Source organism: Desulfovibrio simplex, assembly GCF_055387835.1.
In genome coordinates this window covers 1,244,871-1,268,871 of record NZ_AP042377.1, presented here as the reverse complement: position 1 = coordinate 1,268,871, position 24,001 = coordinate 1,244,871, and the positions used below count along the sequence as shown (strand labels likewise).

Here is a 24,001-nt window from a genome sequence, read left to right as displayed (position 1 = left end):
TGGTTATAAGGAAAGAGGTTTCAAGAGGTGCGATTTAGTGGCTTGAAGCCCTTCTCACCTGTCCACGGGCTTTTGAACAAGCCAGGGCGTGTGCCGGAAACTTCCTCCTGCTGCGTCAGTACGTATGCATCACAGAAAATAAAAAAGGGCCGGGGTTTCCCGGCCCTGTGAGTTAATGTTTTCCACTACTGTGGTGTCTTGCCATAGCTAAATTAGCCTAGGCGTAAAGATCTTTTCATCGGCATTGTTCGCCAAACGTCATGCGCTACAAACCTGACTAGCAGGGTGGACTTTCCTCATCTTGGGAGATGTTCTTGCACATAGCTGAATCCTCCTTGTTATCTATGAGGATGCTCTAGAGCTTGATTAATTCATGCAGAAAATCCCCATAAAATGCAAGAAAAATATATTTAATAATTATGCAATGTTATAAAAAACATGCTGTTTTCATACATAAAAAAGTATGCGAAACCATGGTGGCCCGGTTATGCGGTTGATCGCGTAGCGGTTGTTGCCGCAGTGGCAAGTTTGAAGGATTGGTGCAATCCGATCTTGCCGTGACGCTATGGAACACCTTGGCAATAAGCTTGGGATAAGGCATGCAATAAACTTTACGCAAGGCATTATCCCGGATAAAGAGGGACGCTGTAGAGAATACCTGAGGATGGTTTGACTGTATGTGGATTGAGGGAGAATTCACAGGTTGATATTCTTTGTTTTACACACGTGATACCTTTAACGCCGCAACAAGCGTGGGAGGGGCATGATTCAGCAAATTGGGTTTTCTATTGCCATTGTTGTGTTTTTGTGTGGGTGTGCTTCCCACAAACAACCAGATTCAAGTCCACAGCCTTTGCTGGAACGCGGGCAAATTCTTTATATTGCGGTTCCGAAAGACGTGCCTGATTTTGATGACGGACCTGGCGGGGGCATCATTGACGACAAGCGATATCCAGAAACGGGTTCGCAACTGGCTTCCATGTTGAAAGGCACGCTTGCTCCGTATGCCTCTGATGTTTTTGTTGCCGCTAATTATGAATCGGACGCAGCAGCTATAGAAAGTGGAAAAAGTAAAAATGCCCGTTATGTTGTTATACCGTTTTTTAATATCCGAATGAAAAGGAGGATAATGTGGGAGCCACGCGTCTATGAATTTTCATTGATCATCCGTACTTTTGACCTGAAAACAGAAAGTAAGAGCCCCATACGCAGTGTCGGCATGAAGATCTACAAGAAAAATTCCATTCCGAGAGCACAAACAAAACAGGAAGTGGAAGAGCTATTTCACGATATTCTTCCCGACTACGCAAATATTGTTTATGAGGCCAAAAGACCAAAAGCTGAATAATTTAAGCGGTGTTGTGCAGACCAGCTTGCCGGTTGCAAAAAAAAGAAAGCTCATCCCGTGACAGATCAAGTACACCAGCCTCCAGAGAGGCGTGGTTTCAACTCATTCTGCAATTTAAACGGTGAGTGGGGGCGACATTTGCAGAAGCCATTGGTTTGGTGCTGCCCGGTTTGGGCTTCAATTATACTCGGGATGTCAAGGAACCTACCGAAATCAGACGGAACTAAAAATGACACCCAAATAAAATCCCGTAAGGCTTTTGGACCTTACGGGACTTTTCTAAATTGTTTGAGGCGGCGGCGACTACTAATTTATCACGCTAATATAATGATATTTAGTAAAATATGTAGAGATAAAAATATCAGTTCCCTCAAAAGTTACCTTTAAAAAGTAGAATTTCCAAAATGCAAAAAAAAATATATAATTATGCAAAATTTAGCTGGTTTATTCGAGGTAATTAATGCCAAAAGCTGGAGAAATCATAAAATTTGGCCATGTCAAAGCTCTAAAATATCTCCATAAACTTGGAAGTGGTGGTACGGGAGATGCTCATTTGTTTTTGGATGAAACCACGGACATGCATTTTGCAATTAAAAAATACCTTGCAAAAGATAAAAAATTAACTGACGACTACTATATAAGATTTGTAGACGAAATAAAAATTTTGTTTACTCTATCTCATCAAAATATAGTACGCATATATAATTATTACTTATATCCTTCGGATAAAGCTGGTTTCTTGCAGATGGAATATATAGTTGGAGAATCAATAGATAAATTTGAACCAACTCTATTTTCAAGATCCTGGGATGATTTTTTTGAACAAGCCGTGTCTGCATTTAGGTATTTGGAGCAATACAATATATTACACAGAGATATCCGCCCATCTAATATTTTAATAGATAAAGATGAGATGGTTAAGATAATTGATTTCGGTTTTGGGAAGCAACTAGGGGAAAACGAAGATTATGCAGATAGCATTTTACTAAATTGGCCTGTATCTGAGTTTCCAGAAGAAGTCTCTCTTGAGGGAATATATAATATTCAATCTGAAGTTTATTTTTTGGGTAAATTATTTCAATCTATATTAAAAAAGAACGATGTATATAATAAGTTCAAACACTTTCATATTATTGAAAAAATGACTAAAGTATCTCCGCGCGAGCGCTATAAAACATTTGGTGAGGTATCTTTTGACATATCGCAAGGTGTTTTGAGCGAAATAGACTTCAGCGAAAATCAAAAATCTACTTACTTGAAATTTGCTGATGCATTATCAGGTCATTTGAACAATTATATAGATAGTTGTACATTGCATAATGATATATCTTTTACTTTAAAAAAATTAGCAGAAATTATTAGATCTAGCGCTCTTGAAGAATTTGTTCAGGATAACACAATACTGCTAGGAGCGTTTATCAAAAGCGGGTATAGCTATAAGGCAATAACTGACATAAAAGTAGAATGGGTTCGAAATTTTTATAAATTAGTTAATAGCTTAGAACAATATAAACAGCAGATAGTTTTTGATAACATACATGTTCGGCTTAAAAAGATTAAAGTTGTTAGCACTTCTATGGATGATGTTCCCTTCTAAATAACAACTTGACTCTTATTTTGAATTATAATTTCAATTTTCCAGGCGCTAGTAACGCCTTGCTTTCCAGTGGCGGTTCCCCACCCCGATAGTTTGTGGGTTTTTTTGCGTCCTGTTTTCAGGGCGTGGCACTTGCATTGAATCTCCGGGTGTGGGCGAAATGAAATACCCGCAAGGGGAAATAGCCCGCCGTCCACTGGCGGTTACTAGCACCCGGAGCTTGCTGTTTTAGCTGGCTTCAATAGTAAAACTCAGTGGAGCGCTCATGTCTACCATCACATCCCCAGACAAAAGTATTCCCGATTTTTCTGAGTTGGCTGAAAAGCTGCAGACCACTGCACAGGCTTTATTGGCCTTCAGTTCGCCAGCAGTCACGGAACCGGATGACGAACCGCCACCAGCAGAAGAGAAAACTCCTTCTGAGCTTCGCACATTTCACATATCTGGATTCATGGTTGATGAAGAAAAGGAAATGCTTGAGTTGCTCGAGGCTGAAAACTGGCAACATATGTTTGATAAGATATATGAGCAGCTTTACACGATGGCGCTGCTGATGCAGCACTTTGAGGCTGACGAAGAGGTTGACGGTTATTTCGTTCAGCTTATGGGAAACACGCTCATGGCTCCGCTGGATATGTTGAGCCGTCTTTGTTCCTTGATCGCTGATTTCCGGCCAGCTTCAGAAGTTGATTTTGAAGTAGAGTAGACGATAAAAAGCCCTGGAAGTGGATTCCAAGGGCCTTTTGCTTTTTAGCGTTGAGCTTCCGGAGGAAGCGGATAAGCAGCCCTGCCCGACCGGGAGAATTTATGCACTGGAGGATGTCTAATACACCTTTTTGTTCGGTAGTGGAAAACAGAAAAGGCTCACGAGCCTTTATGAGACATCGTGAGCCTTGTTGAAATTGTTTGATGGTGGGGCGGGGGCACTAGAAATATATTTATAATACTCTGTTTATTTTTATTTTATTCCATGTTTGTTCCAAGTTTTACCCCCAATTTTACCCCCATCGTAATAGCTTGCTAAATTTGTTTGCTGCTGTCTTTACTCGCTATCACTTTGGACGCATTCAGGACGCCAGTTCTATTCCCCATTCCGCTATTGAACAGCGTCACATATATTAAGAATATCCTGATTCTAATGCCTATCTTTTTCATTCGGGTAATCTTGATATATTATTCGGATTTTCCTGATTTATTCGACTCACTTCGATAAATGCCCTTAAAGACTCCTGCAACGTCAAGGCCGTCGCCATGAGGGCTTTATCTATCTGTGTAGGCACGTTATCTGACCGTTGTTGTTCACAAATAGTGAACATGATGCTCGCAAGTTCCCGTGCTTTTCCCTCAAAGTCCCGCTCCAAAACAGCCACAGCTTCACCCCGTTCCATATATCCTCCCGCCCCATTCCGATGGGGCTTCATTTTTGCGGCGTTTCCTGCTCCTCTTTGACGCTTTCCCTAGCGATAGCGAAAAGATAGCCTACATCTTCCCCCAACACATCGGCAATGCGTAACGCCTCGGCAATCGAGACGTTACGCGGTCTACCATTTTTTCCCGCCTTGCATACGGAAGACCAAAGAACAGCGGCGGAACGCTGATCCACGTCCGGCCAAACTTTGGCGGCAAACTCGCCTTTCTTCCAGCCTTGTTTTTCCAGGCGGCGACCCACCAGTTCAACAAAAGCCCGTTCAAAACGTCTAGAAAAATCCATTACTTCTTCCATGATTTTGCTCCGGGGGGTGAAATTCTTTCAGGAAATTTCATCATACCGGAAAATCTTTCCTTGTCTATTAGGAAAATCTTGATAAAAGAGCAAGTGTCTACCGGCAAAAAATTCCCGCAAGGTGGAACTATGAAAGACGTTATTTCCAAGTTGTTATCTCATTATGGGACGCACACAGCGGCAGCATACGCTCTAAGCTACACGGAACGGCAATATAGGAATATCCGAAAAACAATCGAAGAGGGTAAAGCGCTGAATCCGCGCATAGAGCTTTTCCTACGCCGAAAGTCTGAAGAAATTGAAGAAGATATGGCAAAAAATTCCGAACGGGGCACGTATGAGCACTGAAACGGATCGACTTCGACGCAACGCTGCGCGGGTTGAGTTCATTGCCTGCATGGATGAAATCGAGCGCTTTCTTGCTCAAGGTTTCGACAAAAAAATGGTCCATGCGCGACTTGTGGAAGAGGGACGCATTTCTATGGCCTATGTGACGTTCTGCAAGCTGATCGCCAAATCCGCCAGTAATGCCCTGCATGTAGCCAGTCTGTATCCGGCTTCCTCGCAAGCGCTCACTAGGCCCGGCAATTTGAGCACGCCTCAGTCTGGCCTTTCCCGGTCAAACGTTCCAAAAGTCGCCAAGGTGGACGGAGAGACATTTAAGGACCCAAAGTCCGTTGATCTCAACTCTGTTTTTTAAGAAGGAGTAAATCTTATGGGCACAATCCATTTTATCCAACAGGGTAAAGGCGGCGTTGGAAAGTCTGTCGTCGCCGTGATCCTGTATCAAACCCTGACCGCACTCGGCAAAGATGTCGCGGCATTTGACACTGATCCGGTTAACGCCACGCTGTCCAGCTATGCAGAGTTCGGCGTCACCAGCCTCGATATTCTGAAAAATGACAACATAGACGCTAGAGCCTTCGATCAGCTTCTTGACGAGCTATTTTATCTGCCGGAACAGATGCACGCCATTGTGGACAATGGCGCGTCCTCATTTGTCGCCCTTGGAGCCTATATCAAAGAAAACGCCTTGCTCTCCCTTCTCCGGGAACAAGGGCACCAAGTCTTTTTTCATACGGTGATCACTGGCGGACAGGCTCTTGGCGATACGCTTTCCGGTTTGAAGGTACTGGCGGAAGGCTTCCCGGATACTCCCATTGTGGTGTGGTTAAATCCGTACTTTGGAGAGATACAGAGAGACGGCAAAGGTTTTGAGCAATTCCAGATTTATCAGGATTTTTTCAGTCAATTTCAAGCGATCATCACGCTTCCACAAGGCAACAAGGCCACAATCGGCAAAGATTTGGAGGAGCTTTTTGCTAAACGGATGAGCTTTAAGGCCGGGATTGATTCCAGTTCATCCATTGCGGTGCGGTCCCGTCTGAATCGGTACTGGCAAAGCCTTATCGCCGTGGTCGAACAAGCCGGAATTGCGTAGGGGGGACATGTCTGAACAAGAAGAAACACAAAATGCGGGTGCCGTTTCCCCGGCATTGCCGGACGGGATCGGCCTGACTCTTGACGATGTGCGGGCACTGTTGGCCAAAGAGCATGAAACCATCGTACCGAAAGACGATCCCATGCTCATGATCGTAACGCTGCTCAATGCCTACTTGGGCGAAGTGGACAAGCTCCATGCCCGGCATGGCAAGGCTCTGGCGGCGCTCATGGCGGGCAAAACGGACGCCTATGTCAAAGGAGTTCAGGGGGCCACGGATGCCTTGGCCGCGCAACTTTCCGCGTCCTCGGTTGAGGGCATCCGCAAAGTGTTTGCCGAACACGCGGGCCAACTGCAAAGCCTCAAAAGCGGCATGTGGTATGCTGCGGCCATTGTGGCAGTTTCGGCCCTGGTCAATGTAGCGGTGTTCGTACTGCGGGGGGTGCGGTGATGATGGCCACGGATGCAGGATTTCGGGAAACGCTGGCCTACAACTGCGGCCCGCTGTTCATGGATGCCCTGAAAAATCCTGAAGTGATTGAAATTATGTTGAACCCTGACGGGATGCTGTGGATCGAGCGGTACGGACAGGATCAGGAGCCTATCGGCACAATGGAGCCGGTACGGAGTCGGGCCGTGCTCTCCCTGGTGGCCAGTGCTCTGGATCTGACGGTCAACGATCACTCCCCGATCATCGAAGGGGAATTTCCGTTGGACGGGTCCAGGTTCGAGGCGACCTTTCCGCCCATTGTAAGCGCTCCGTCTTTTTCTCTCCGCAAAAAGGCCAGCAAGGTGATGAGCGTTGAAGACTACGTGGCGGATGGCGTTATCACGCCCGCCGTGGTGCCGTTCCTTGAACACGCTGTAGTGACTCGCAAAAACATCATGGTCGTAGGCGGCACGTCCAGCGGCAAAACAACCTTTGTCAACGCAATCATCCAGAGAATAGCCCTGCTCTGTCCCTCGCATCGGCTGCTTATTCTGGAAGACACGGCGGAACTGCAATCCCAAAGCCCGAACACGGTTTTTTTTCGTACCTCGCCACTGGCCGGGGTGGATATGCGGACTCTGGCCAAGGTTGCCATGCGTTATGCTCCCCGGCGTATTCTTATCGGTGAGGTGCGCGACTCTGCCGCCCTGGAACTGCTCAAACTGTGGAATACCGGACACCCTGGCGGCGTGGGCACGTTTCACGCGGACAGCGCGGAAGAGGCGCTGCCTCGCTTGGAAGAGCTTGTGGAGGAGGCTGGCTTAGGTTCCAAGCAAAAACTTATTGGAAGAGGTGTTGACGTGATCGTCTTTATGGAAAAAACGCCGGATAATCGCCGCCGTCTTTCCCAGATCATCAAAGTGCATGGATTCAATCCTAAAACGGAACAGTACGAAACGAGCAACGTCTATACTGTTTCCGCCGCATGAGAGGGCTATGGATACCACCAAAAGCAACACGGATATACGTTGCGGCAACTGTCATAGGTTGCTGGCACGGGGGGATGTGCAAGCCGGAGTTATAGAGCTTGTTTGCCCTCGTTGCAAAACCCGCCTGATCCTGCGGGCCTCGCGCCCCAACCTCGCGCCGCAAGACGGCCTCTACGGAGATCGTCATGCGCGTACATCTGAAGCCCTCCTCGAACAGCACTAAAGGCCGTTGGCTCCTTTTTTGCCTTCCGGCCTTGTGCCTTTGTCTCTTCCCTGAAATCGCCGCCGCCTCCGGGGGCATTACGGAATTTTCCAGCCCCTTGGAACGTGTGGTGAACACCATCACCGGCCCGGCTGGCAAGTGGATTTCGATCACCGCTATGGCGATCTGCGGGATCATATTCATCATGAACAAAGACGACATTTCCGGGGGCTTCAAGCTGCTGCTCGGCGTCGTTTTCGGAATTTCCTTTATCGCTTTCGCGTCGTCCATCGTCAATTCGGTGTTTTCCTTTTCCGGGGCGGTGCTGTGATGCGGACGCTGCCCATACATCAATCGTTGCATAGACACGCGCACGTACTCGGCGCGGAACGGGAACTGGTCATGACGGCCGGGCTGGTGGCACTGCTGGTCGGCGTGGGGGGCCTGACGGTCCTTTCCGGCGTGTCTGCCGTGGTCTTTTGGATGGTGGTCGTGTTCGCGCTGCGGCGCATGGCAAAGGCTGATCCGATCATGTCGCGGGTCTGGCTGCGGCATATCAAACAACAGGATTTTTACAGGGCCAAGTCCGGGCGCTGGCGGGAAGGGGGTTTCACATGCTGAAACTTGCCGACTTCCGCACAAAAGCCAAGGGGCTGCCGGACCTCCTTCCCTATGCCGCGCTAGTCGCGCCGGGTGTGGTCCTGAATAAAGACGGTTCCTTTTTGGGGGCTTGGGAAGTTCGAGGACAGGATACGGCCAGCGCCACACCGGACGAGTTGGCCTATCAGTCCGCGCAATTCAATAACGCGATCAAACTTCTGGGGACGGGGTGGATGCTGCATATGGACGCGATCCGCAGTCCACACGCGGCTTATCCGCCCCGTGAGGCAAGCCGTTTTCCCGATCCTGTCACGCAACTGATCGATGATGAGCGCCGGGAGTTTTTCGGTCGGGGCACCTGCTATAGCACAAACACGATCCTTTCCGTAACGTACAAGCCGGATTTCAACGCCACGCGGTTGGCTGGCGGAACGCAATCCGGCGCGGCCTCTGCCGGAGTGTTGGACAAGGGGCTTGCCCACTTTGAAAATATCCTGGAAGAATTGGAAGATGCCCTGTCCGCCGTGCTCCATCTGGAACGCCTGGGCGAGTATGACGCCTTTGATCCAGACGGAAACGCCTACCGGCAATCAGACGTGCTTTCTCATCTGCAACATTGTTTGACGGGCGATCTGCATCCTGTCCGAGTGCCGGATACGCCCATGTACTTGGACGCCATACTTGCCAGTGAAGAACTTGTGGGCGGAATTGTGCCGCGCTTGGGTTCCCGGCATTTGGCCATGTTGTCCATAGACGGTTTGCCGCAAGAATCATGGCCCGCCATGCTGGCGGCACTGGATGGCCTCCCGCTCTCGTATCGCTGGTCCAGTCGTTTTATTTGTCTGGATCAATTTGATGCTGTGGCGGAAATCAATTCGTACCGGAAGGGATGGCGGCAACAGGTTTACAGGTTTCTCGATCAATTCCTGAATAACCCGAACGCGCGGGCGAACCGGGACGCTCTGCTTATGGCCGAAGATGCGGAACAGGCCATGACGGAAGTACAGGGGGGGTATGTGGGCGCGGGCTATCTTACGTCCTGCGTCGTGCTCATGCACGAAAACCGGGAGACGTTGCAGGATTGGGCGCGGGAACTGCGGCGCACGGTACAAACGCTCGGTTTCGGCTGCCGGATTGAAACGATCAATGCCCTGGAAACCTGGTTGGGCAGTATTCCGGGCAACAGTTTTTCAAATCTGCGGCGGCCTCTCCTGTCCACGTTGAACCTTGCGGACTTGCTGCCGCTGTCCTCAGTATGGGAAGGGGCCGCGCATTGCCCTTGTCCGTTCTATCCGCCCGACTCGCCGCCTCTGGCCGTGTTGACCACGGACGGGGCCACGCCGTTTTTTTTCAACCTCCATTCCGGCGATCTTGGCCATACACTTGTATTTGGGCCTACCGGCTCCGGCAAGTCCACGCTCCTGGGGCTGATCGCGGCGCAATTCCGGCGCTACGCTGGCGCTCAGATTTTCGCCTTTGACAAGGGGCGAAGCCTGCTTCCGCTGTGCCTCGCGGCGGGCGGCGCTCATTATGACGTGGGCGCGGGCGGCCTGTCGTTCGCGCCGTTGCAATATGTTGATTCCGATTCTGAACAGTCCTGGGCGGAAGAGTGGGTGGCCTCTTTGTTGGAGTTGCAAGGCTTGAACGTCTTACCGCTCCATAAAAACGCCATTCATGAAGCCATGTCCCTGGTCCGCTCGAACCCGGAACATCTGCGGTCCCTGTCCAGTTTTTACAGTTTCGTGCAGGGAGAAGACATAAAGCAAGCCCTCCGCCACTACACACGGGAAGGGGCTATGGGGCGTCTTCTGGACGCCAAGCCGGACACCTTGGGCATGTCGCCGTTCATGGTTTTTGAACTGGAAGACCTCATGAACCTGGGGGACAAAAACCTGATCCCCGTCTTGCTCTACCTCTTTCATCGGATTGAAAACGCGCTCAATGGGCAACCTTCGCTCCTGATACTTGATGAGGCTTGGATCATGCTTGGGCATCCGGTTTTCCGCGCCAAAATACGAGAGTGGCTGAAAGTGCTCCGCAAAGCGAATTGCGCCGTACTCCTGGCCACGCAATCCCTTTCCGACGCCAAACGCTCCGGCATTTTTGACGTGCTTGTGGAGTCCTGCCCGACGCAAATCTTGCTTGCGAACCTTTCAGCACGACAGGAAGGGCAACGGGATTTGTATACGGATATGGGCCTCAATGCCCGCCAGATTGACATTATCGCCTCGGCCACGCCGAAACGCGATTACTACGTGATTACGCCGCACGGGCGGCGGCTGGTGCAATTGGCGCTCGGCCGCAAAGCGTTGGCCTTTGTTGGAGCCTCGGACAAGGAAAGCCTTGCCCGCATTCGGCAACTCTCCGGCGAGCACGGCCCGGAATGGCCGTCTTACTGGCTGGCGGAACGCCACGCCGCATAAGGAAAAAGACAATGAAAGTATGCTGTATTCTTCTTGTGGGATTTTGCCTTTTCAGTGCTCCGGCATTTGGCATGACGGTATATTGCACAAATTGCAGTAACCAAATGACGCAAGCATTGGAGCGCGTCACCAATGTTTCACAACTCAATAAGCTTATTGATCAATACGCGGAAGCCGCTCAGCAAACGCAACAACAAATCCGCATGGTACAGCAAAATATTGAGCAGTATCAAAACATGCTGCAAAACACGGCGCAACTGCCCGCGCATCTCGTCAATCAACTGAATGGCTCACTTTTACGGCTGGCCAGTCTTACCCGCGAACTCAAAACGCAACGCGGGGACGTGGTGGGCCTGGGGCAAGTCTTTATGAATCTGTTTCCCGATCAGAGCGAGTTTGCGGACTTGGCCGGGACCGGGCCGCAAGGGGTGAACGCGGCGAATGCCCGTTACCGGGAAAAATGGGATTCATGGTCTGAATCCGTTGATCAGGCGTCACAGGCCACATTCCAGCTTTCGGGCAAACAGCTTGAGGACTTGCAAGGAAACGCCTCGGATATGCAGGCGTACCTTGATCAACTGCTAGCCACGCCTGACGGGCAAATGCGGGCGATTCAGGCGGGCAATCAACTGGCCTCAATCCAAATTCAGGAAGCCCGCCAGCTTCGGGAACTCATGGCCACTACGGCGCAATCTTCCCTTGCCGCGCAAATGAAAGCCGAAAAAGAAGGCCAAATGGAACAAGAATTGTGGCGGGATATGACCAAAACGGACAAGTTGGGTGGCCTGACTTCCAAGCCGGACCCGTTTTAGGGGCGGCTATGAACAAGCCGCGTTTCGCTCTCTTCGCCCTGGTCTGCCTGCTGGCCGTCCTGTGTCTGCCGGGCGGCGCTCTGGCCGCTGCGGATACGGATTTTGTGTCAAAGTTGGTGTCGTCCTTTTATGACAAAACTTCGGCTTGGGAACCGATTCTGAAAAAATACGCTCTGCTTGTGTTCCGTTGGCTGCTGATTCTTGAGGTATGCTTCCTGGGAATCAAAGCGGCGCTGAATCGGGAACAAGTGGGGGATATATTCAAGCATTTCGTTATGCTTCTGCTCATGGCGGGCTTTTTTCTGGCCGTAATCAACAATTATAAGGAATGGTCGTGGAATCTGATAGACGGTCTGAAACAGATAGGCTTTGAACTGAGTTCCCCGCAATACTCTTCCGATTCGCCCTTTATCGCGGGAATGAAGATCGTCAACCTCATTCTCTCCAAGCTCTCGGCATGGTCGCCGGGCAACTCCGTGGCCCTCTTGCTTGCCGCCCTGGTGGTCATGGTCTGTTTCGCCCTGATTTCGGCGCAAGTAGTGTTCATTAAATGCGAAGCCATGATCGCCATGATGGCGGCGTTGATTCTGGTGAGCTTTGGCGGCTCGTCCTTTCTGAAGGATTACGCCGTCAACGCCTTGCGCTATGTGCTGGCGGTGGCCTTCAAGCTGTTCGTTATGCAACTGGTGTTAGGGGTGGGTCTTGCTTTTATACAGGACTTCGACACGTCCACGGCGGAACTGCAAGATATTTTCATTGTGATCGGCGCGTCTATTGTGCTCCTGGCTCTGGTCAAATCCATCCCTGACACCTGCGCGGGAATTATCAACGGCTCCCATGTGTCCGGGGGCGCGGCCATAACCGCCGCCACCGCCGCCGTGGGCGGGGCTGTGGCCGGGGCTGTGGGCGGCTCCATCGCGGCGGGACGTTCCGCCGCTGTCACGACGCAGAATGTCAAAGACGCCTCGAATATAGCAGGGATGGAAGGCAAGTCCGGCATGGGCAAAGGCGTTTCCGTGGCCCGCTCCATGTGGGGCGCTCGGCAGGATGCCAAAACGGCCGGGGAAAAAGCCCTGGCCACTCGTTCCCGCTCGGAAATGAAAGAACGTCTTGAGCGGGCGCGGATGGCAACAGAAAGCGACAATTCATAGGAGGCAACATGCCTTTTTTCTCCAAAAAGAAAGCCCCAAGCATAGAAACGGCGGGCAAGGGGCACAATCCCTATCTGAACGCCCGGCAGGAATGGCTTGAACGATACGGCGGCTATATCAGCCGGGCCGCACAATGGCGCACAGTGGCTTTTTTCTGTCTGATCATCACGGGAATTTCCATCACTGGCAACGTGATTCAGGCAAACCAAGTCAAAACGATCCCCTACATCATCGAAGTGGACAAGCTCGGCAAGTCTGCCGTGGTCGCCCGCGCCGATGTGGCCAGCGTCACGCCGCAACGGCTTATTCAGTCGGAAATCGCGGCTTGTGTTGCCGATTGGCGCACGGTGACGGCGGATGTGGAACTACAGAAAAAGATGATTTCCCGCTTGTCCTACTTCATGGCCGGTTCGGCAAAGGGCGTTTTGAAGGAATGGTACGAAACGAATAACCCCTATGAAATCGCCAAGTCGGGTAAACTGGTCCATGTGGAGATCAAAAGCTTACCCCTGCCGGTCAGTGCCGATTCCTACCGGGTCGAATGGACGGAAACCGTCCGCAGTCATGCGGGGGCGCTGTTGGAACAGCACACCTATGAAGCCACGGCCACGATCCAGATCAACCCACCCCAAACGGATGCGGTCTTACTGCGTAATCCGGGCGGGATTTACATCACGGCTTTGTCGGCGGGTAAGGTTGTGGGCGCTCCGTCGCGTTCCTCTTCTGGTGCCGTTTCCGGCGCTCCGGCTCAAACCGAATAAGGGAAACACCATGAAAAAAATAATGCTCTTGTTGTTCGCGTGTTTTTACGCTTGCCCGGTCTGGGCGGCGTCTCCTCCCTCAGTGGTTCCGGCTGGCTATCCTCCGGCTCTGGAATCCGGTTCGCCGGTAGTCTCGGAAGTAGACTATATCAGCCCGTCCACCGTGCCGCTCACGGATAAGGAAAAACACGCTTTGCATCTCTCGGCGGACTGGTCCCGGCGTAACGTCGCGCCGGTCCTGGGAAGCGGCGGCAAGGTGGTTTTTGTGCATGGGGCCAGTCTTCCCACGATCTTGGCCGTACCAATGCAAGTTTGCGACGTTGAACTTGAATCAGGCGAAACGGTCAATGAAATTGTAGTAGGGGATTCGGCCCGGTGGATGGTGGATTCCGGCACGGCGGGTTCCGGTCCCGCCGCTACCGTGCATCTGTTCATCAAGCCGGTGGACGCCGGGCTTGAAAGTTCAGCCGTAGTTACCACGGATCGCCGGGTCTATCACCTGCGGCTTGTTTCTCAACGCTCCGGCCATACACCCTATGTCGGTTTTGTGTACTCGGATGATCTGCGGCGCACGGCTGCCGCCCGCAAAGCCGCCGAAACAAGGCGGGCAACCTGGGAAAGTACAACGGTAGACGGGGAACGCCGGGATTTGTCCGATTTGAATTTTGCCTATGGAGTCAAAGGGAAAGCGCCTTGGACGCCGGAACGGGTCTATGACGATGGGCGGCAAATGTTCATCCGTCTGCCGAAATCCGCCGCGTCCGGGGAAATGCCCGTGCTCCTGGTCCGTAAAGGCAATAAAGATGTACTGGTCAATTACCGGGTCAAAGACTCGGCCATTGTCGTTGACGGCATTTTTGACAAGCTGGCGCTGATCGTCGGCGTGGGGGGCGATCAACAAAAAATCGAAATCGTCAGAGAAGGGGGCCGGAAATGAAACGCGCTGTTTTTCTCTTGTTGGCTCTGCTGCTCTCCGGCTGCGCGGGGCGCGGCCTGTCCGGCTCCTTCTGCGGTCCTTTGCCTTCGGATACCGCCGTGGTCCAGGTGGCGCAAGATGCCGTGTCTTTCCTGGCTTCGTCGTATCCGCCCGGCCATACCGCGCTTTTCCTTATGCCCGCCAAGGCGGAAAACGCCTTTGCTCATGCTCTGGAAAACGGCTTGCGGTCACGGGGGTTCACACTTTTAATGGAAGACCGAAAAGACGCCCTGGCCGTGGCCTACACGCTGGACGAGCTGCGGGACGATGCCGCGTGGTATCTGCAACTGAGACTTTCAGACGGCAAGGCGCTGGCCAGAGTCTACGACGCGGCGGGCCTGCCTGAAGCCGGACGCTCCCAAACGGAAGCCGTGGCGCCTCGTCCTTTACTGGAAAAAGCCGCGAACAAGGCCGGGGCCGCGTATGACAAAGCCGCCCACGCCTTGAACGACTAAGGGGGCCGTATGTCCACCGATTCTCCGAACAGTTTTGAACCGTTGCCGCCCGATGGTGTGGTCAAAATGCGGCGCTGGCCTCTGTATGCCGTTATCTGCGCCGGGTTGCTGCTGGTTGGTGTGCTCGTCTACAGTGTGAATTTCGCGCATAACCCGGAAGAGGAGGCCGCGCAAACCCAAAAAGTAGATATTAAGGAACAGGAAAACCCGTTGATTGCGGGAGAAGGCAACGGGCTGGCGTTGCCTCCTGCCGGTTCTCAGGGGCTTGCCACTCCTCAAGCGGTCGTTTCAGGCAAGCCGGAACCGTTGATAGTGGTCCGGGATGACGGCCAGAAACCCGCCGATCAGCAGGAAAGAGACAACATACGCCGGATGCGGTCGCAAGCCTACCTTTCGGCGCTGTCCTCGCCTCTGGCCGTCAAAAAAGCGAGTGTGACGGCGGGCGGCGCTCCGGCGCAATCGTCCAGCCCGGAACCCGTAGGCCGGGAACAGGGTAACGGCATTGACGCCTCGGCGCTGCGGGATAACGGCTACGATCCCGCCGCCAACAAAGACAAGGAGGCTTTTTTTGATCGCTCTTCGGCGCGGGATTCGGCTTGGATTCTGCCGCACTCTCGGACGCCGGGGCAACCTCTTGAAATCAAAACCGGGGCGGTGATCCCCGGCGTCATGCTCACGGGGATCAATTCCGATCTGCCGGGAACCATTATCGCGCAAGTCAGTCAAAATGTGTTCGACACAGGCACGGGGCAACAATTGTTGATTCCTCGCGGCGCAAAGCTCTACGGCGTCTATGATTCCCGCGTCGTTTACGGGCAAGAGCGCGTACTTGTGGCCTGGAATCGGTTGATCTTTCCTGACGGGTCCGCCGTCACCCTGGGGGCCATGCCCGGCGCGGATATGTCCGGTTATGCGGGGTATACGGACGGAATCAACAATCATTATCTTCGTATTTTTGGTTCCGCTGCGATTATGTCCCTGGTCACGGGCGGCATGGCCTACACGATGGATTCAATGGGCGGCGATAATGGCGGGAACAATAACAATCCGACGCTACAGGATGAAATGGGGTCCGCCCTGGCCGCGCAAATGGGGCAAGCCTCGCTCCAATTGTTGCAGAAAAATTTGAATATCACGCCTACGCTGGAAATACGGCCGGGCTATCAGTTCAATCTCGTCGTGACAAAAGACCTCGTTTTTCAGCATCCTTATAATCTAAAGTAATTCGCCTTATCCGCTGCGGGCCTCGCGTCCCAACTCAGCGCCGCATGACGGCCTCTTTTATGGAGTGTCGTTATGTGTGCGTCTTCCACGCAACACAATTCCTTCGGCCTTGGTTCCCCGGAACGCTCCCGCAATTGGCGCTTGCTGTATCTGCCTTTCGTGCTGCTGCTCGGCCTTGCCTGCCTGATTCTGACCACGCAACGGGTAGCGGCGTTCTACGGGTACGATCCGGCCTTGGGCGCGTCCTGGGGATCGGCCTTCGGCGTCCGCTGGTATGCGCCGTGGGCGATTTTCCACTGGCAAGAGGCATTCGGGGCCAATGATCCGGGCTTCATGGAACAGGCCATAACCCAAAGCCAAGCCCTGTTCCTCTGCCCGCAATTCCTACTCCTCGCCGTGTGGTTCACCTTTATGAAGAAGTTGAAAGGTGACGCCCGGCTACACGGCTCGGCCCGATGGGCGAATGAAAAAGAGATCCGCCGCATGGGCTATATGGACGGAAAGGGCGTGTATGTCGGCGGATGGGTCAAGCACATTACGGGCTTTGCCTACTGGTCCGCCGTGGCGCGTCGGGCCGTGCTGGTCTGGTTCCTGCGCTCATATCGTCCGCCCGTGCGTCGGGAACGGCAAATGTACCTCCGGCACAACGGCCCGGAACACGTCTTGTGCTTCGCGCCTACCCGTTCCGGTAAAGGCGTGGGCCTCATTCTGCCCACGCTGTTGGCCTGGGAAGGTTCCACATTGGTTTTAGACATAAAGGGCGAAAACTGGGCGCTTACGTCTGGTTTCCGCCGTTCGCAAGGGCAAACGGCGCTCCGGTTCGACCCTTCGGATATGTCCGGCGCGTCCGCCTTCTTCAATCCTATGGAGGAAATCCGTCTTGATTCCATGCTGGCTATTCCCGACGCTCAGAATATGGCGGCTATGCTGGTCGATCCTGCGGGCAAAGGTCTTGAAGACCATTGGAGCAAAGCGGCGTTCGCTATGCTGGCCGGGGCGCTGCTCCATTGCTGCATCATGGTCCGGCATGAGCAAGACCGTTGCGCCACGCTCTACGATCTGGGCTGCATGTTGGCCGATGAATCCCGCACCATTCAGCAACTTTTTGATGAAATGGTCAAAACCGACCATGCGGCCATGCTGCATAAAATCTTTCCTGACACCGCGCCCGATGGGGATGCCGGGGACTATGCCCAGAAAGCCCATGTCTTCATCGCGTCCAGTGCGCGGGAAATGCTCAATAAGGCGGAAAATGAAGCCTCCGGCGTCGTGTCCACGGCCCTGACAAATCTTGCCCTGTACCGCGATCCGGTGGTGGCGCTGAACACGTCTCGCTGTGATTTTCGCATTCATGACCTCATGAACGCGGAAAATCCGGTGAATTTGTATCTTGTCATTTCCCCGGCTGACATAGATCGGATGAAACCGTTAATCCGGCTCATGGTGGATATGATTATCCGCCGCGTCTGCGCGAAAATGGAGTTTGCGGATGGTTCCAGCAAAGCCGGGTACAAACACCGGCTTTTGCTCATGCTGGACGAGTTCACGTCCCTGGGCAAGCTGCCGATTATGGAAAAAGCCTTGGCCTACATCGCGGGCTATGGCGGCAAGGTCTGTCTCATTGTTCAGGATATTACCCAATTGAATGCGGTCTATGGCAAAGAAAACGCTTTAATGGCCAATTGCCATGTACGGATCGCTTACGCCCCGAACACGGTAGAAACGGCGGAAATCCTGTCAAAAATGACGGGAAAAACTACCGTTGTCGAAGAAAAGGTGTCGTTGTCCGGCTCTCGAACCGGCCACCTAAAAAATGCCTCGGTCAACGTCACGGAAACGGCCCGTAATCTCCTGACGCCGGATGAATGTATGCGCTTGCCGGGACTGTCCAAAGACGAACAGGGCCACGCCACGCCGGGGGATATGCTCATTTTCACGGCGGGCTATTCCGCTATTTACGGGCGGCAAATCCTCTATTTCCTCGATCCCACCTTTTCAACCCGCGCCAAAATTCCCGCGCCCGGCACGACTGCGGCCTATCCATCCGGCATTAGTGATTCCCTGTATTTCCCGCGTCCGGCCTCCTGGTATGCGGTCACGTCCGCGGCCGCTGCTTCGCCCGCGTCGGCCCACACTTCCGAACAAGTAGAGGCTGATTATGCCCGTTATCTCGATGCGTCCTAACCGGCTGGCCACGCTGGCGCTGTCCGGGGCGGCGCTGATCCTGCTGTGTTTGTGGGCCTGGGGTGCGGGCTACCGTTGCAATCCCACGCCGTCCCTCCCGGTGGGCTTGTACCGGCTTGCGGCCGGCACTCCGCAACGCGGCGAGCCTGTGGCGATCTGTCTGTCCGGGCCGTTTGCCGATCTGGCGGCGGAACGTGGCTACCTCAAACCTGGTTCCTGTCCTTCCGGGCTGCGGCCTTTGCTCAAACGCTTGGCCGGGCTGCCCGGTGATCTGATCCAGGTGGACCGGGACGGAATCCGCGTTACGCCTGCCGGTTCTCCCGTGGCCTGCCTGTGGCTGGAAAGCCGGATCAAGACTGTGGACCGGCACGGGCGGCCGGTGGTTTCCGCGCTGACCTCCGGCGTCATTCCGGCGGGGTCTGCCCTGGTCCTGGGCGAACATCCCGGCAGTTTCGATAGCCGTTATTTCGGCCTTGTGCCGCTGGACTCGCTCCGGCGCACGGTGCCGGTTTTTGTCTGGACTCCAAAGGAGAAGAATCATGACTGACAAGGAAAAAGACTACTTGAAAGCCGCCGTCAATGTGGTGGCGCAACAGGTGACGGACAATCCGCTTTGGGGTGGCGTGGCCGTCGATCCTGACGTGGCCGACTGGATGGGCGCGTTCACGGAATCCGCCGTGACGCTGGCCGATCTTGCGGACGATGTTCTTTTGAGCGTCAACGCTCAGGGGGATGTAGTCTATGAAGGATGACAAGCCCAAACGTCCCCCGTTCCATGTAGAGTTTGCGGAAAAAATCATAGAACGCCTGAAAGAAGGGACCGCGCCTTGGCAAAAACCTTGGGAAGACGGCGGGCAAATCGTTGCGCCGCATAATCCCGTTTCCGGCACGGTTTACAGGGGGGTGAACCGGGTTGGGTTGGCTTTGTCCGGCTATGACGATCCCCGGTGGATGACATATAAACAGGCACAAGAGGCGGGGTATCAGGTCCAGGCCGGGAGTAAATCCACGCCCGTGGTGTTTTATCAGTGGACGCGGGAAAAAGATAAAATGGATGAGAACGGCAATCCGGTCCTGGGGGAAGACGGCAAGCCGGAAAAGGTCCATGTCTATCTGGATCGGCCTATTGTGCGTTTCGCCCATGTTTTCAATGCGGAACAGATAGACGGGGACTTGCCGCCGCTCTCGTTGACGAAAAATCCCCATAAATGGGAACCGCTGGAAAAGGCGGAAAGCATCCTGGCTGCCTCCGGCTCGACCATCAAACACGATCAAAGCAATCGTGCCTTTTACCGGCCTTTGATGGATGAAATCCACCTCCCGCCCAAAGTGAATTTTGACGAACCGGGCAAGTATTACGCCACAGCGCTACATGAGCTTGGTCACTGGACAGGCCATGAATCCCGCCTGAATCGGGAAGGTGGACCGTTCGGCTCAGAACCTTACGCCAAGGAAGAGTTGCGGGCGGAAATCGCTTCATGGATGCTCGGACAAGACATAGGCGTCCGCCACGATCCTGATCAGCATGTGGCCTATGTCGCCTCCTGGATCAAAGCCCTTGAGGAAGACCCTTCTGAAATCATGCGGGCTTGCCGGGATGCCGAACAAATCAAGGAATACGTCCTGGGACTGGAACGGGACAAGGAACTTGGAGACGAGCGCGTCAAAACGCCGGAAGTCGAGCGGCCCGATACGCCGGAACCCATAGCGGCTATGGGAACGCCGGATGGGGCGCAGGAACAATCCGCGCCGTCACGTCCAGCCCCGGAAAAAACTTGGTTGTCTGTGCCATACCGCGAAAAGGAACAGGCCAAAAGCCTGGGCGCGAAATGGGATACCACGGAAAAAAGTTGGTATGCGCCAAAAGGGGCGGATTTAGCCAAACTGGCCGCATGGCTGCCGGAACATGCGCGGGGTAAAGCGCCGGAACCTGCTTCCCCGGAACCCGTGGCGGCAATGGGCGTACCGGAACCGGCGCGGAAAACGGCTGCGGAAAAAGTTTGGTTGGTTGTGCCGTTTCGGGAAAAGGAACAGGCCAAACGTCTGGGCGCAAAGTGGGACCGGTCGGAAAAATGTTGGTTCGCCCCGGAAGGCGCGGACCAGGGGGCGCTTTCTCGTTGGCTGCCGGAACCGGGTAAGAGTCCCGTGCGTGTGCCGGGGTTGTCGCCAGAAGCCGAATTTGCCCGGATGCTGGACGAGGCGGGCTTTGATATGCAGGGACGGGAACCCGTCATGGATGGAAAAATTCACCGCGTCCCGCTGCTCGGCAAACTGGCCAACCCCGGACGGGCTGACGGTGCCTATTGCGGCTATCTGGATCATCTCCCGGCCGGATGGGCACAAAACCATATTACCGGGGAAGTGTTGCACTGGTCAGCAACAGGCCATGTCATGACGCCGGAAGAATCGGCGGAACGGCGGGCGGCAATGGAGCAGCAGCGGGAAGAGCGGGAACAGAGTATGCGGGAGTCTCGAAACGCGGTAGCGAAAGAATGCCGGGACTTGTGGGACAAACTGGAATCGGCTTCGCCGGATGCTCACTATCTCAAGGAAAAGGGAGTGCCGTCCTTTGGCCTGCGACAAGATCAAAATGGTTTTCTGGCGGTCCCTCTGCGGAATACTGCGGATGAGCTGCGCGGCTTTCAATCTATTTCGCCGGAAGGGGAAAAGCGTTTCAAAGTCGGCATGGAAAAAAAGGGAAATTTTCATACCATAGCGGCGGAAGGCAAAGACTTCTCGCAAGGGGAAATCCTGATCTGCGAAGGCTACGCCACGGGTGCAAGTTTGCACATGGCCACGGAAAAACCGGTGGCCGTGGCGTTGGATTCCGGCAACCTGGAACCCGTGGCCAAAGCCCTGCGGGAAAAATTCCCGCAAGCGCAAATCACCATTTGCGCGGATAACGATCACGCGCTCAAACGGAACGGCAAACCTTACAACGTGGGTATGGAAAAAGCCAAAGCCGCCGCCCTAGCCGTGGGCGGCAAAGTGGCGGCTCCGGTGTTCAATGAGGAGGAAAAGGCAAAAGGCTTGACGGATTTCAACGATCTGCACAAGTCGCGGGGGATTAAGGAAGTACAAAAACAAGTCGGCCTATCCCTTCTCCATGATCAGGGAAAGACACGGGAACTGTCTTTATGAACGTGCATTTTTCCAGCCGTAAAACCGATTGGGCAACACCTTGGACGCTTTTCCGGCAATGGGACACACTGCAAGGCCCATTCACGCTGGACGTGTGTGCCACAGCCGAAAATGCCAAATGTGGGCATTTCTTTTCCCCGAAAGACGACGGACTCTCTCAAAATTGGAGCGGTGTTTGCTGGATGAACCCGCCATATGGACGTGCTATTTCGCACTGGATCGCCAAAGCGGTTGTGGAGGTGAACACAGCCGGGGTCAGGCGTGTTGTTTGTCTTCTCCCCGCGCGGACAGATACCGCATGGTGGCATACCTTTGTTATTCCGCATGGCGCTGTGCGGTTTCTGCGGGGACGGATACGCTTCGAGGGCGCGGCACATCCCGCACCGTTTCCCAGTGCTATTGTCGTCTTTAATAACCCAAGCCTACAATTTCTGCGGGACACGCGCCCCAACCTCGCGCCGCCTGACGGCCTTTTAAGGAAAAGTCATGTGCGCGAAATTGTTGATTCTTGAGTCTCCCGGCAAGGTGAAAAAAGTACAGTCGTTCCTTGGCCCGGATTGGAAAGTGGTTGCTTCTGTCGGGCATGTCCGCGATCTGCCGGTCAAGGAAATGGGCGTGGCCGCACCGGATTTCAAGCCGCACTATCAGCCCACGGAGCGCGGGGCGGATGTGTTGAAACGGCTAGGGGCGCTGGCAAAACAGGCCGATGTTGTTTATCTGGCCACGGACCCGGATAGAGAAGGGGAAGCTATCGCGTGGCATGTGGCCGATGCCCTGAAACTGAAGGACGCAAAGCGCGTCACCTATGGAGAAATCACGGAAAGCGCGGTCAAGGCCGCTGTCCAGAGTCCCCGCGCCATTGATATGGCTTTGGTGGCCGCGCAAGAGGGGCGGCGCGTTCTGGATCGCTTTTGCGGGTATCTGGTGTCCGGCCCGCTCTCCCGCGCCGTGGGTACGCGCCTTTCTGCCGGGCGCGTCCAGAGTCCGGCCTTACGGTTGGTGGTCGAACGGGAACGGGCAATCACTTCCTTTGTGAGTGTCACGCATTACGGGGCGGAACTGAGCTTTGAGGGCTGGAAAGCGGCCTGGGTGGTCAAGTCGTGGATTGAGCCGGGACAAGAATATTTTCAGGATCAAGCCCTGGCAGAAAAAATGGCGGGCCTGCGCTCCTTGGAAATCCTGGACTGTGAAGAATCGGAAGCCCGCGTCGCGCCTCCGACTCCGTTCACAACGTCCAGCCTGCAACAGGCCGCCAGCAATGCCCTAAAATTCAAACCGAAACAAACTATGTCTCTGGCGCAAGCCCTCTATGAGCAAGGCCACATTACCTATATGCGGACGGATTCTCCTAATCTCTCGCAAGAGGCCGTAGCGGTGATCCGCGCCTATGCCGATGGGCAAGGCTGGCCGCTGCCGGACAAGCCGCGTACCTGGAAGGCCAAAGACGGGGCACAAGAGGCGCATGAGGCGATCCGGCCTACTCATATAGAAGAGGAAGACGCCGGGGAAACGGCCGATGAAAAAGCCCTATACCGGCTGATCCGCGTTCGCGCCCTGGCATCACAGTTGGCGGATTCCGTCTACGCCGTGCGCCTGCTCCGGCTATCTGCGGATGTGGACGGCAAACAAGCCACGTTTGAGGCCAAAGGCCGGACCCTACAGGAACAAGGGTGGAAAGTGCTTCTGGCTGCGGATGAGGCCACCAAAGACGACGCGGAAGACGAGCCGGACAATCCCGTCCCGGCGCTGCAATCCGGCGCACAGGTCACGGCGCTTTCCGGCCGTGTCCTGACGAAAAAGACAAAGCCGCCCACGCGCTACACGCTGGCGAGTCTGGTGCGGGAATTGGAAAATAGAGGAATAGGCCGTCCGTCTACGTTCGCGGCCATTTTGGACACTATCCAAACCCGTGAATACATCAAAGAAGAAAAACGCTATCTGGTGCCTACTCCCTTGGGGGTACAGGTGGTGGATGCCCTGGTGAATGCGTTTTCCTTCGTTGATTATGCGTTCACCAAAGAAATGGAACAGGCGCTTGATGATATTGCCAGCGGCAAGACGAAATATCAGCAAGTTGTCGCTACGGCTTTCAATCGGCTGATGGATGAGGTGACGCGCTTTGACTCAGCACATGCCGTGCTCTGCCCAGAGTGCCAAAGCCCCAAACTGCGGCATATAGTCAAAGAGGACACAAAAAATGTGCGCGGCTATGACTTCTTCGCCTGTCCCGACTGTGAAGCCACGTTTCCGAATGTGGACGGCAAGCCTGGCCCGAAACAGGATCGGAAAAAGCCGGAACTGTCGGAATACAAATGCGGGGAATGCGGCAAGCCTCTGATCCGTCGCATGGGGACGACCCAAAATGGCAAGCCGTATGATTTCTTCGGCTGCTCCGGCTTCCCGAAATGTAAAGCCAAGTATGAGGTGAAAGACAGCAAACCTGTATAATACCTAATTGTGGTTCCAGAATTTTTTTGGGGAATATCACCAAAAATTGATTTCCTATTCTTGACCTCCAATCTTTAGAAATTATTCTATAAAAAT

At 53.7% G+C, this 24,001-nt stretch carries 26 protein-coding genes; 24 read left to right on the top strand and 2 right to left on the bottom strand.

The genetic code is table 11. From position 1 onward, the window contains the following. Positions 1–763: 763 nt before the first annotated feature. The 3 genes from ACZ5DH_RS05270 to ACZ5DH_RS05260 all read left to right on the top strand — a co-directional run bounded on the left by ACZ5DH_RS05270 (position 764) and on the right by ACZ5DH_RS05260 (position 3,651). Positions 764–1,348: a hypothetical protein gene (locus tag ACZ5DH_RS05270; protein WP_464256051.1), complete on the top strand. Its 585-nt coding sequence runs from the start codon at positions 764–766 to the stop codon at positions 1,346–1,348. Positions 1,349–1,808: 460 nt separating this feature from the next. Next, positions 1,809–2,945, top strand: a complete 1,137-nt coding sequence (locus ACZ5DH_RS05265) for a protein kinase family protein (RefSeq protein WP_464256050.1) — start codon at positions 1,809–1,811, stop codon at positions 2,943–2,945. Positions 2,946–3,210: 265 nt separating this feature from the next. Then, entirely contained in the window at positions 3,211–3,651 is a 441-nt protein-coding gene (locus ACZ5DH_RS05260; protein ID WP_464256049.1) for a hypothetical protein, read from the top strand. A 445-nt stretch (positions 3,652–4,096) separates the two neighbouring features. Here the strand turns inward: ACZ5DH_RS05260 and ACZ5DH_RS05255 are convergent, their stop codons facing one another. Together ACZ5DH_RS05255 and ACZ5DH_RS05250 are read right to left on the bottom strand one after the other, a co-directional pair. Further along, positions 4,097–4,333, bottom strand: coding sequence for a hypothetical protein (locus ACZ5DH_RS05255; RefSeq protein ID WP_227327205.1), 237 nt, complete (start codon positions 4,331–4,333; stop codon positions 4,097–4,099). Between the two features lie 29 nt (positions 4,334–4,362). Further along, entirely contained in the window at positions 4,363–4,668 is a 306-nt protein-coding gene (locus ACZ5DH_RS05250) for an immunity protein (protein ID WP_227327204.1), read from the bottom strand. 129 nt (positions 4,669–4,797) lie between these two features. Here ACZ5DH_RS05250 and ACZ5DH_RS05245 point away from each other — a divergent pair, with 129 nt between their 5' ends. From ACZ5DH_RS05245 to topA, 21 genes are all read left to right on the top strand, one after another. After that, positions 4,798–5,016 (top strand): hypothetical protein, encoded by a 219-nt coding sequence (locus ACZ5DH_RS05245; RefSeq protein ID WP_227327203.1) that lies wholly within the window; start codon positions 4,798–4,800, stop codon positions 5,014–5,016. Further along, positions 5,006–5,368, top strand: a complete 363-nt coding sequence (locus ACZ5DH_RS05240; RefSeq protein WP_227327202.1) for a TraK family protein — start codon at positions 5,006–5,008, stop codon at positions 5,366–5,368. The genes ACZ5DH_RS05245 and ACZ5DH_RS05240 overlap by 11 nt, the downstream gene beginning before the upstream one ends. A gap of 15 nt (positions 5,369–5,383) precedes the next feature. Then, positions 5,384–6,109: a nucleotide-binding protein gene (locus ACZ5DH_RS05235; RefSeq protein WP_092155052.1), complete on the top strand. Its 726-nt coding sequence runs from the start codon at positions 5,384–5,386 to the stop codon at positions 6,107–6,109. 7 nt (positions 6,110–6,116) lie between these two features. Beyond that, positions 6,117–6,560 carry a hypothetical protein gene (locus ACZ5DH_RS05230; RefSeq protein ID WP_143339554.1) on the top strand — a complete coding sequence of 148 codons (444 nt, stop codon included), beginning with the start codon at positions 6,117–6,119 and terminating at the stop codon, positions 6,558–6,560. After that, a complete protein-coding gene (gene trbB / locus ACZ5DH_RS05225) occupies positions 6,560–7,528 on the top strand; it encodes a P-type conjugative transfer ATPase TrbB (protein WP_092155056.1) in 969 nt (322 codons plus the stop codon). Before ACZ5DH_RS05230 ends, trbB begins: the two co-directional genes overlap by 1 nt. 7 nt (positions 7,529–7,535) lie before the next feature. Next, positions 7,536–7,751: a Com family DNA-binding transcriptional regulator gene (locus ACZ5DH_RS05220; RefSeq protein WP_180365457.1), complete on the top strand. Its 216-nt coding sequence runs from the start codon at positions 7,536–7,538 to the stop codon at positions 7,749–7,751. Continuing rightward, positions 7,714–8,061 (top strand): TrbC/VirB2 family type IV secretion system protein, encoded by a 348-nt coding sequence (locus tag ACZ5DH_RS05215; protein WP_092155058.1) that lies wholly within the window; start codon positions 7,714–7,716, stop codon positions 8,059–8,061. The genes ACZ5DH_RS05220 and ACZ5DH_RS05215 overlap by 38 nt, the downstream gene beginning before the upstream one ends. Then, on the top strand, positions 8,061–8,351 hold the full coding sequence (gene trbD, locus ACZ5DH_RS05210) for a conjugal transfer protein TrbD (protein ID WP_180365458.1): 291 nt from the start codon (positions 8,061–8,063) through the stop codon (positions 8,349–8,351). Before ACZ5DH_RS05215 ends, trbD begins: the two co-directional genes overlap by 1 nt. Continuing rightward, positions 8,345–10,753 (top strand): VirB4 family type IV secretion/conjugal transfer ATPase, encoded by a 2,409-nt coding sequence (locus tag ACZ5DH_RS05205; protein WP_092155062.1) that lies wholly within the window; start codon positions 8,345–8,347, stop codon positions 10,751–10,753. The genes trbD and ACZ5DH_RS05205 overlap by 7 nt, the downstream gene beginning before the upstream one ends. After that, positions 10,714–11,565, top strand: a complete 852-nt coding sequence (gene trbJ / locus ACZ5DH_RS05200; protein WP_227327201.1) for a P-type conjugative transfer protein TrbJ — start codon at positions 10,714–10,716, stop codon at positions 11,563–11,565. Before ACZ5DH_RS05205 ends, trbJ begins: the two co-directional genes overlap by 40 nt. 8 nt (positions 11,566–11,573) lie before the next feature. After that, positions 11,574–12,716: a P-type conjugative transfer protein TrbL gene (trbL, locus tag ACZ5DH_RS05195; RefSeq protein WP_092155066.1), complete on the top strand. Its 1,143-nt coding sequence runs from the start codon at positions 11,574–11,576 to the stop codon at positions 12,714–12,716. 8 nt (positions 12,717–12,724) lie between these two features. Continuing rightward, positions 12,725–13,477 carry a VirB8 family type IV secretion system protein gene (locus ACZ5DH_RS05190; RefSeq protein WP_092155068.1) on the top strand — a complete coding sequence of 251 codons (753 nt, stop codon included), beginning with the start codon at positions 12,725–12,727 and terminating at the stop codon, positions 13,475–13,477. Positions 13,478–13,487: 10 nt separating this feature from the next. Continuing rightward, complete coding sequence (gene trbG, locus ACZ5DH_RS05185; RefSeq protein WP_092155070.1) at positions 13,488–14,414, top strand: P-type conjugative transfer protein TrbG; 927 nt, start codon at positions 13,488–13,490, stop codon at positions 14,412–14,414. Then, on the top strand, positions 14,411–14,908 hold the full coding sequence (locus ACZ5DH_RS05180; protein ID WP_092155072.1) for a hypothetical protein: 498 nt from the start codon (positions 14,411–14,413) through the stop codon (positions 14,906–14,908). The genes trbG and ACZ5DH_RS05180 overlap by 4 nt, the downstream gene beginning before the upstream one ends. A 9-nt stretch (positions 14,909–14,917) precedes the next feature. Then, entirely contained in the window at positions 14,918–16,132 is a 1,215-nt protein-coding gene (locus ACZ5DH_RS05175; RefSeq protein ID WP_227327200.1) for a TrbI/VirB10 family protein, read from the top strand. 72 nt (positions 16,133–16,204) lie between these two features. Continuing rightward, entirely contained in the window at positions 16,205–18,316 is a 2,112-nt protein-coding gene (locus tag ACZ5DH_RS05170) for a type IV secretory system conjugative DNA transfer family protein (RefSeq protein WP_464256048.1), read from the top strand. Then, positions 18,291–18,863 carry a conjugative transfer signal peptidase TraF gene (traF, locus tag ACZ5DH_RS05165; protein WP_092155076.1) on the top strand — a complete coding sequence of 191 codons (573 nt, stop codon included), beginning with the start codon at positions 18,291–18,293 and terminating at the stop codon, positions 18,861–18,863. The genes ACZ5DH_RS05170 and traF overlap by 26 nt, the downstream gene beginning before the upstream one ends. Beyond that, positions 18,856–19,068 carry a hypothetical protein gene (locus ACZ5DH_RS05160; protein ID WP_092155078.1) on the top strand — a complete coding sequence of 71 codons (213 nt, stop codon included), beginning with the start codon at positions 18,856–18,858 and terminating at the stop codon, positions 19,066–19,068. Before traF ends, ACZ5DH_RS05160 begins: the two co-directional genes overlap by 8 nt. Then, a complete protein-coding gene (locus tag ACZ5DH_RS05155; protein WP_092155080.1) occupies positions 19,058–21,457 on the top strand; it encodes a zincin-like metallopeptidase domain-containing protein in 2,400 nt (799 codons plus the stop codon). Before ACZ5DH_RS05160 ends, ACZ5DH_RS05155 begins: the two co-directional genes overlap by 11 nt. Beyond that, entirely contained in the window at positions 21,454–21,969 is a 516-nt protein-coding gene (locus ACZ5DH_RS05150) for a DNA N-6-adenine-methyltransferase (RefSeq protein ID WP_092155082.1), read from the top strand. The genes ACZ5DH_RS05155 and ACZ5DH_RS05150 overlap by 4 nt, the downstream gene beginning before the upstream one ends. Then, positions 21,944–23,905 (top strand): type I DNA topoisomerase, encoded by a 1,962-nt coding sequence (gene topA / locus ACZ5DH_RS05145; RefSeq protein WP_227327198.1) that lies wholly within the window; start codon positions 21,944–21,946, stop codon positions 23,903–23,905. The genes ACZ5DH_RS05150 and topA overlap by 26 nt, the downstream gene beginning before the upstream one ends. Positions 23,906–24,001 lie beyond the last annotated feature (96 nt).

What these genes read in the sequence shown, in the direction of transcription:
- ACZ5DH_RS05270 (WP_464256051.1), top strand. Translation starts at nt 764, where the DNA reads ATGATTCAGCAAATTGGGTTTTCTATTGCCATTGTTGTGTTTTTGTGT.
- ACZ5DH_RS05265 (WP_464256050.1), top strand. Translation starts at nt 1,809, where the DNA reads ATGCCAAAAGCTGGAGAAATCATAAAATTTGGCCATGTCAAAGCTCTA.
- ACZ5DH_RS05260 (WP_464256049.1), top strand. Translation starts at nt 3,211, where the DNA reads ATGTCTACCATCACATCCCCAGACAAAAGTATTCCCGATTTTTCTGAG.
- ACZ5DH_RS05255 (WP_227327205.1), bottom strand. Translation starts at nt 4,333, where the DNA reads ATGGAACGGGGTGAAGCTGTGGCTGTTTTGGAGCGGGACTTTGAGGGA.
- ACZ5DH_RS05250 (WP_227327204.1), bottom strand. Translation starts at nt 4,668, where the DNA reads ATGGAAGAAGTAATGGATTTTTCTAGACGTTTTGAACGGGCTTTTGTT.
- ACZ5DH_RS05245 (WP_227327203.1), top strand. Translation starts at nt 4,798, where the DNA reads ATGAAAGACGTTATTTCCAAGTTGTTATCTCATTATGGGACGCACACA.
- ACZ5DH_RS05240 (WP_227327202.1), top strand. Translation starts at nt 5,006, where the DNA reads ATGAGCACTGAAACGGATCGACTTCGACGCAACGCTGCGCGGGTTGAG.
- ACZ5DH_RS05235 (WP_092155052.1), top strand. Translation starts at nt 5,384, where the DNA reads ATGGGCACAATCCATTTTATCCAACAGGGTAAAGGCGGCGTTGGAAAG.
- ACZ5DH_RS05230 (WP_143339554.1), top strand. Translation starts at nt 6,117, where the DNA reads ATGTCTGAACAAGAAGAAACACAAAATGCGGGTGCCGTTTCCCCGGCA.
- trbB (WP_092155056.1), top strand. Translation starts at nt 6,560, where the DNA reads ATGATGGCCACGGATGCAGGATTTCGGGAAACGCTGGCCTACAACTGC.
- ACZ5DH_RS05220 (WP_180365457.1), top strand. Translation starts at nt 7,536, where the DNA reads ATGGATACCACCAAAAGCAACACGGATATACGTTGCGGCAACTGTCAT.
- ACZ5DH_RS05215 (WP_092155058.1), top strand. Translation starts at nt 7,714, where the DNA reads ATGCGCGTACATCTGAAGCCCTCCTCGAACAGCACTAAAGGCCGTTGG.
- trbD (WP_180365458.1), top strand. Translation starts at nt 8,061, where the DNA reads ATGCGGACGCTGCCCATACATCAATCGTTGCATAGACACGCGCACGTA.
- ACZ5DH_RS05205 (WP_092155062.1), top strand. Translation starts at nt 8,345, where the DNA reads ATGCTGAAACTTGCCGACTTCCGCACAAAAGCCAAGGGGCTGCCGGAC.
- trbJ (WP_227327201.1), top strand. Translation starts at nt 10,714, where the DNA reads ATGGCCGTCTTACTGGCTGGCGGAACGCCACGCCGCATAAGGAAAAAG.
- trbL (WP_092155066.1), top strand. Translation starts at nt 11,574, where the DNA reads ATGAACAAGCCGCGTTTCGCTCTCTTCGCCCTGGTCTGCCTGCTGGCC.
- ACZ5DH_RS05190 (WP_092155068.1), top strand. Translation starts at nt 12,725, where the DNA reads ATGCCTTTTTTCTCCAAAAAGAAAGCCCCAAGCATAGAAACGGCGGGC.
- trbG (WP_092155070.1), top strand. Translation starts at nt 13,488, where the DNA reads ATGAAAAAAATAATGCTCTTGTTGTTCGCGTGTTTTTACGCTTGCCCG.
- ACZ5DH_RS05180 (WP_092155072.1), top strand. Translation starts at nt 14,411, where the DNA reads ATGAAACGCGCTGTTTTTCTCTTGTTGGCTCTGCTGCTCTCCGGCTGC.
- ACZ5DH_RS05175 (WP_227327200.1), top strand. Translation starts at nt 14,918, where the DNA reads ATGTCCACCGATTCTCCGAACAGTTTTGAACCGTTGCCGCCCGATGGT.
- ACZ5DH_RS05170 (WP_464256048.1), top strand. Translation starts at nt 16,205, where the DNA reads ATGTGTGCGTCTTCCACGCAACACAATTCCTTCGGCCTTGGTTCCCCG.
- traF (WP_092155076.1), top strand. Translation starts at nt 18,291, where the DNA reads ATGCCCGTTATCTCGATGCGTCCTAACCGGCTGGCCACGCTGGCGCTG.
- ACZ5DH_RS05160 (WP_092155078.1), top strand. Translation starts at nt 18,856, where the DNA reads ATGACTGACAAGGAAAAAGACTACTTGAAAGCCGCCGTCAATGTGGTG.
- ACZ5DH_RS05155 (WP_092155080.1), top strand. Translation starts at nt 19,058, where the DNA reads ATGAAGGATGACAAGCCCAAACGTCCCCCGTTCCATGTAGAGTTTGCG.
- ACZ5DH_RS05150 (WP_092155082.1), top strand. Translation starts at nt 21,454, where the DNA reads ATGAACGTGCATTTTTCCAGCCGTAAAACCGATTGGGCAACACCTTGG.
- topA (WP_227327198.1), top strand. Translation starts at nt 21,944, where the DNA reads ATGTGCGCGAAATTGTTGATTCTTGAGTCTCCCGGCAAGGTGAAAAAA.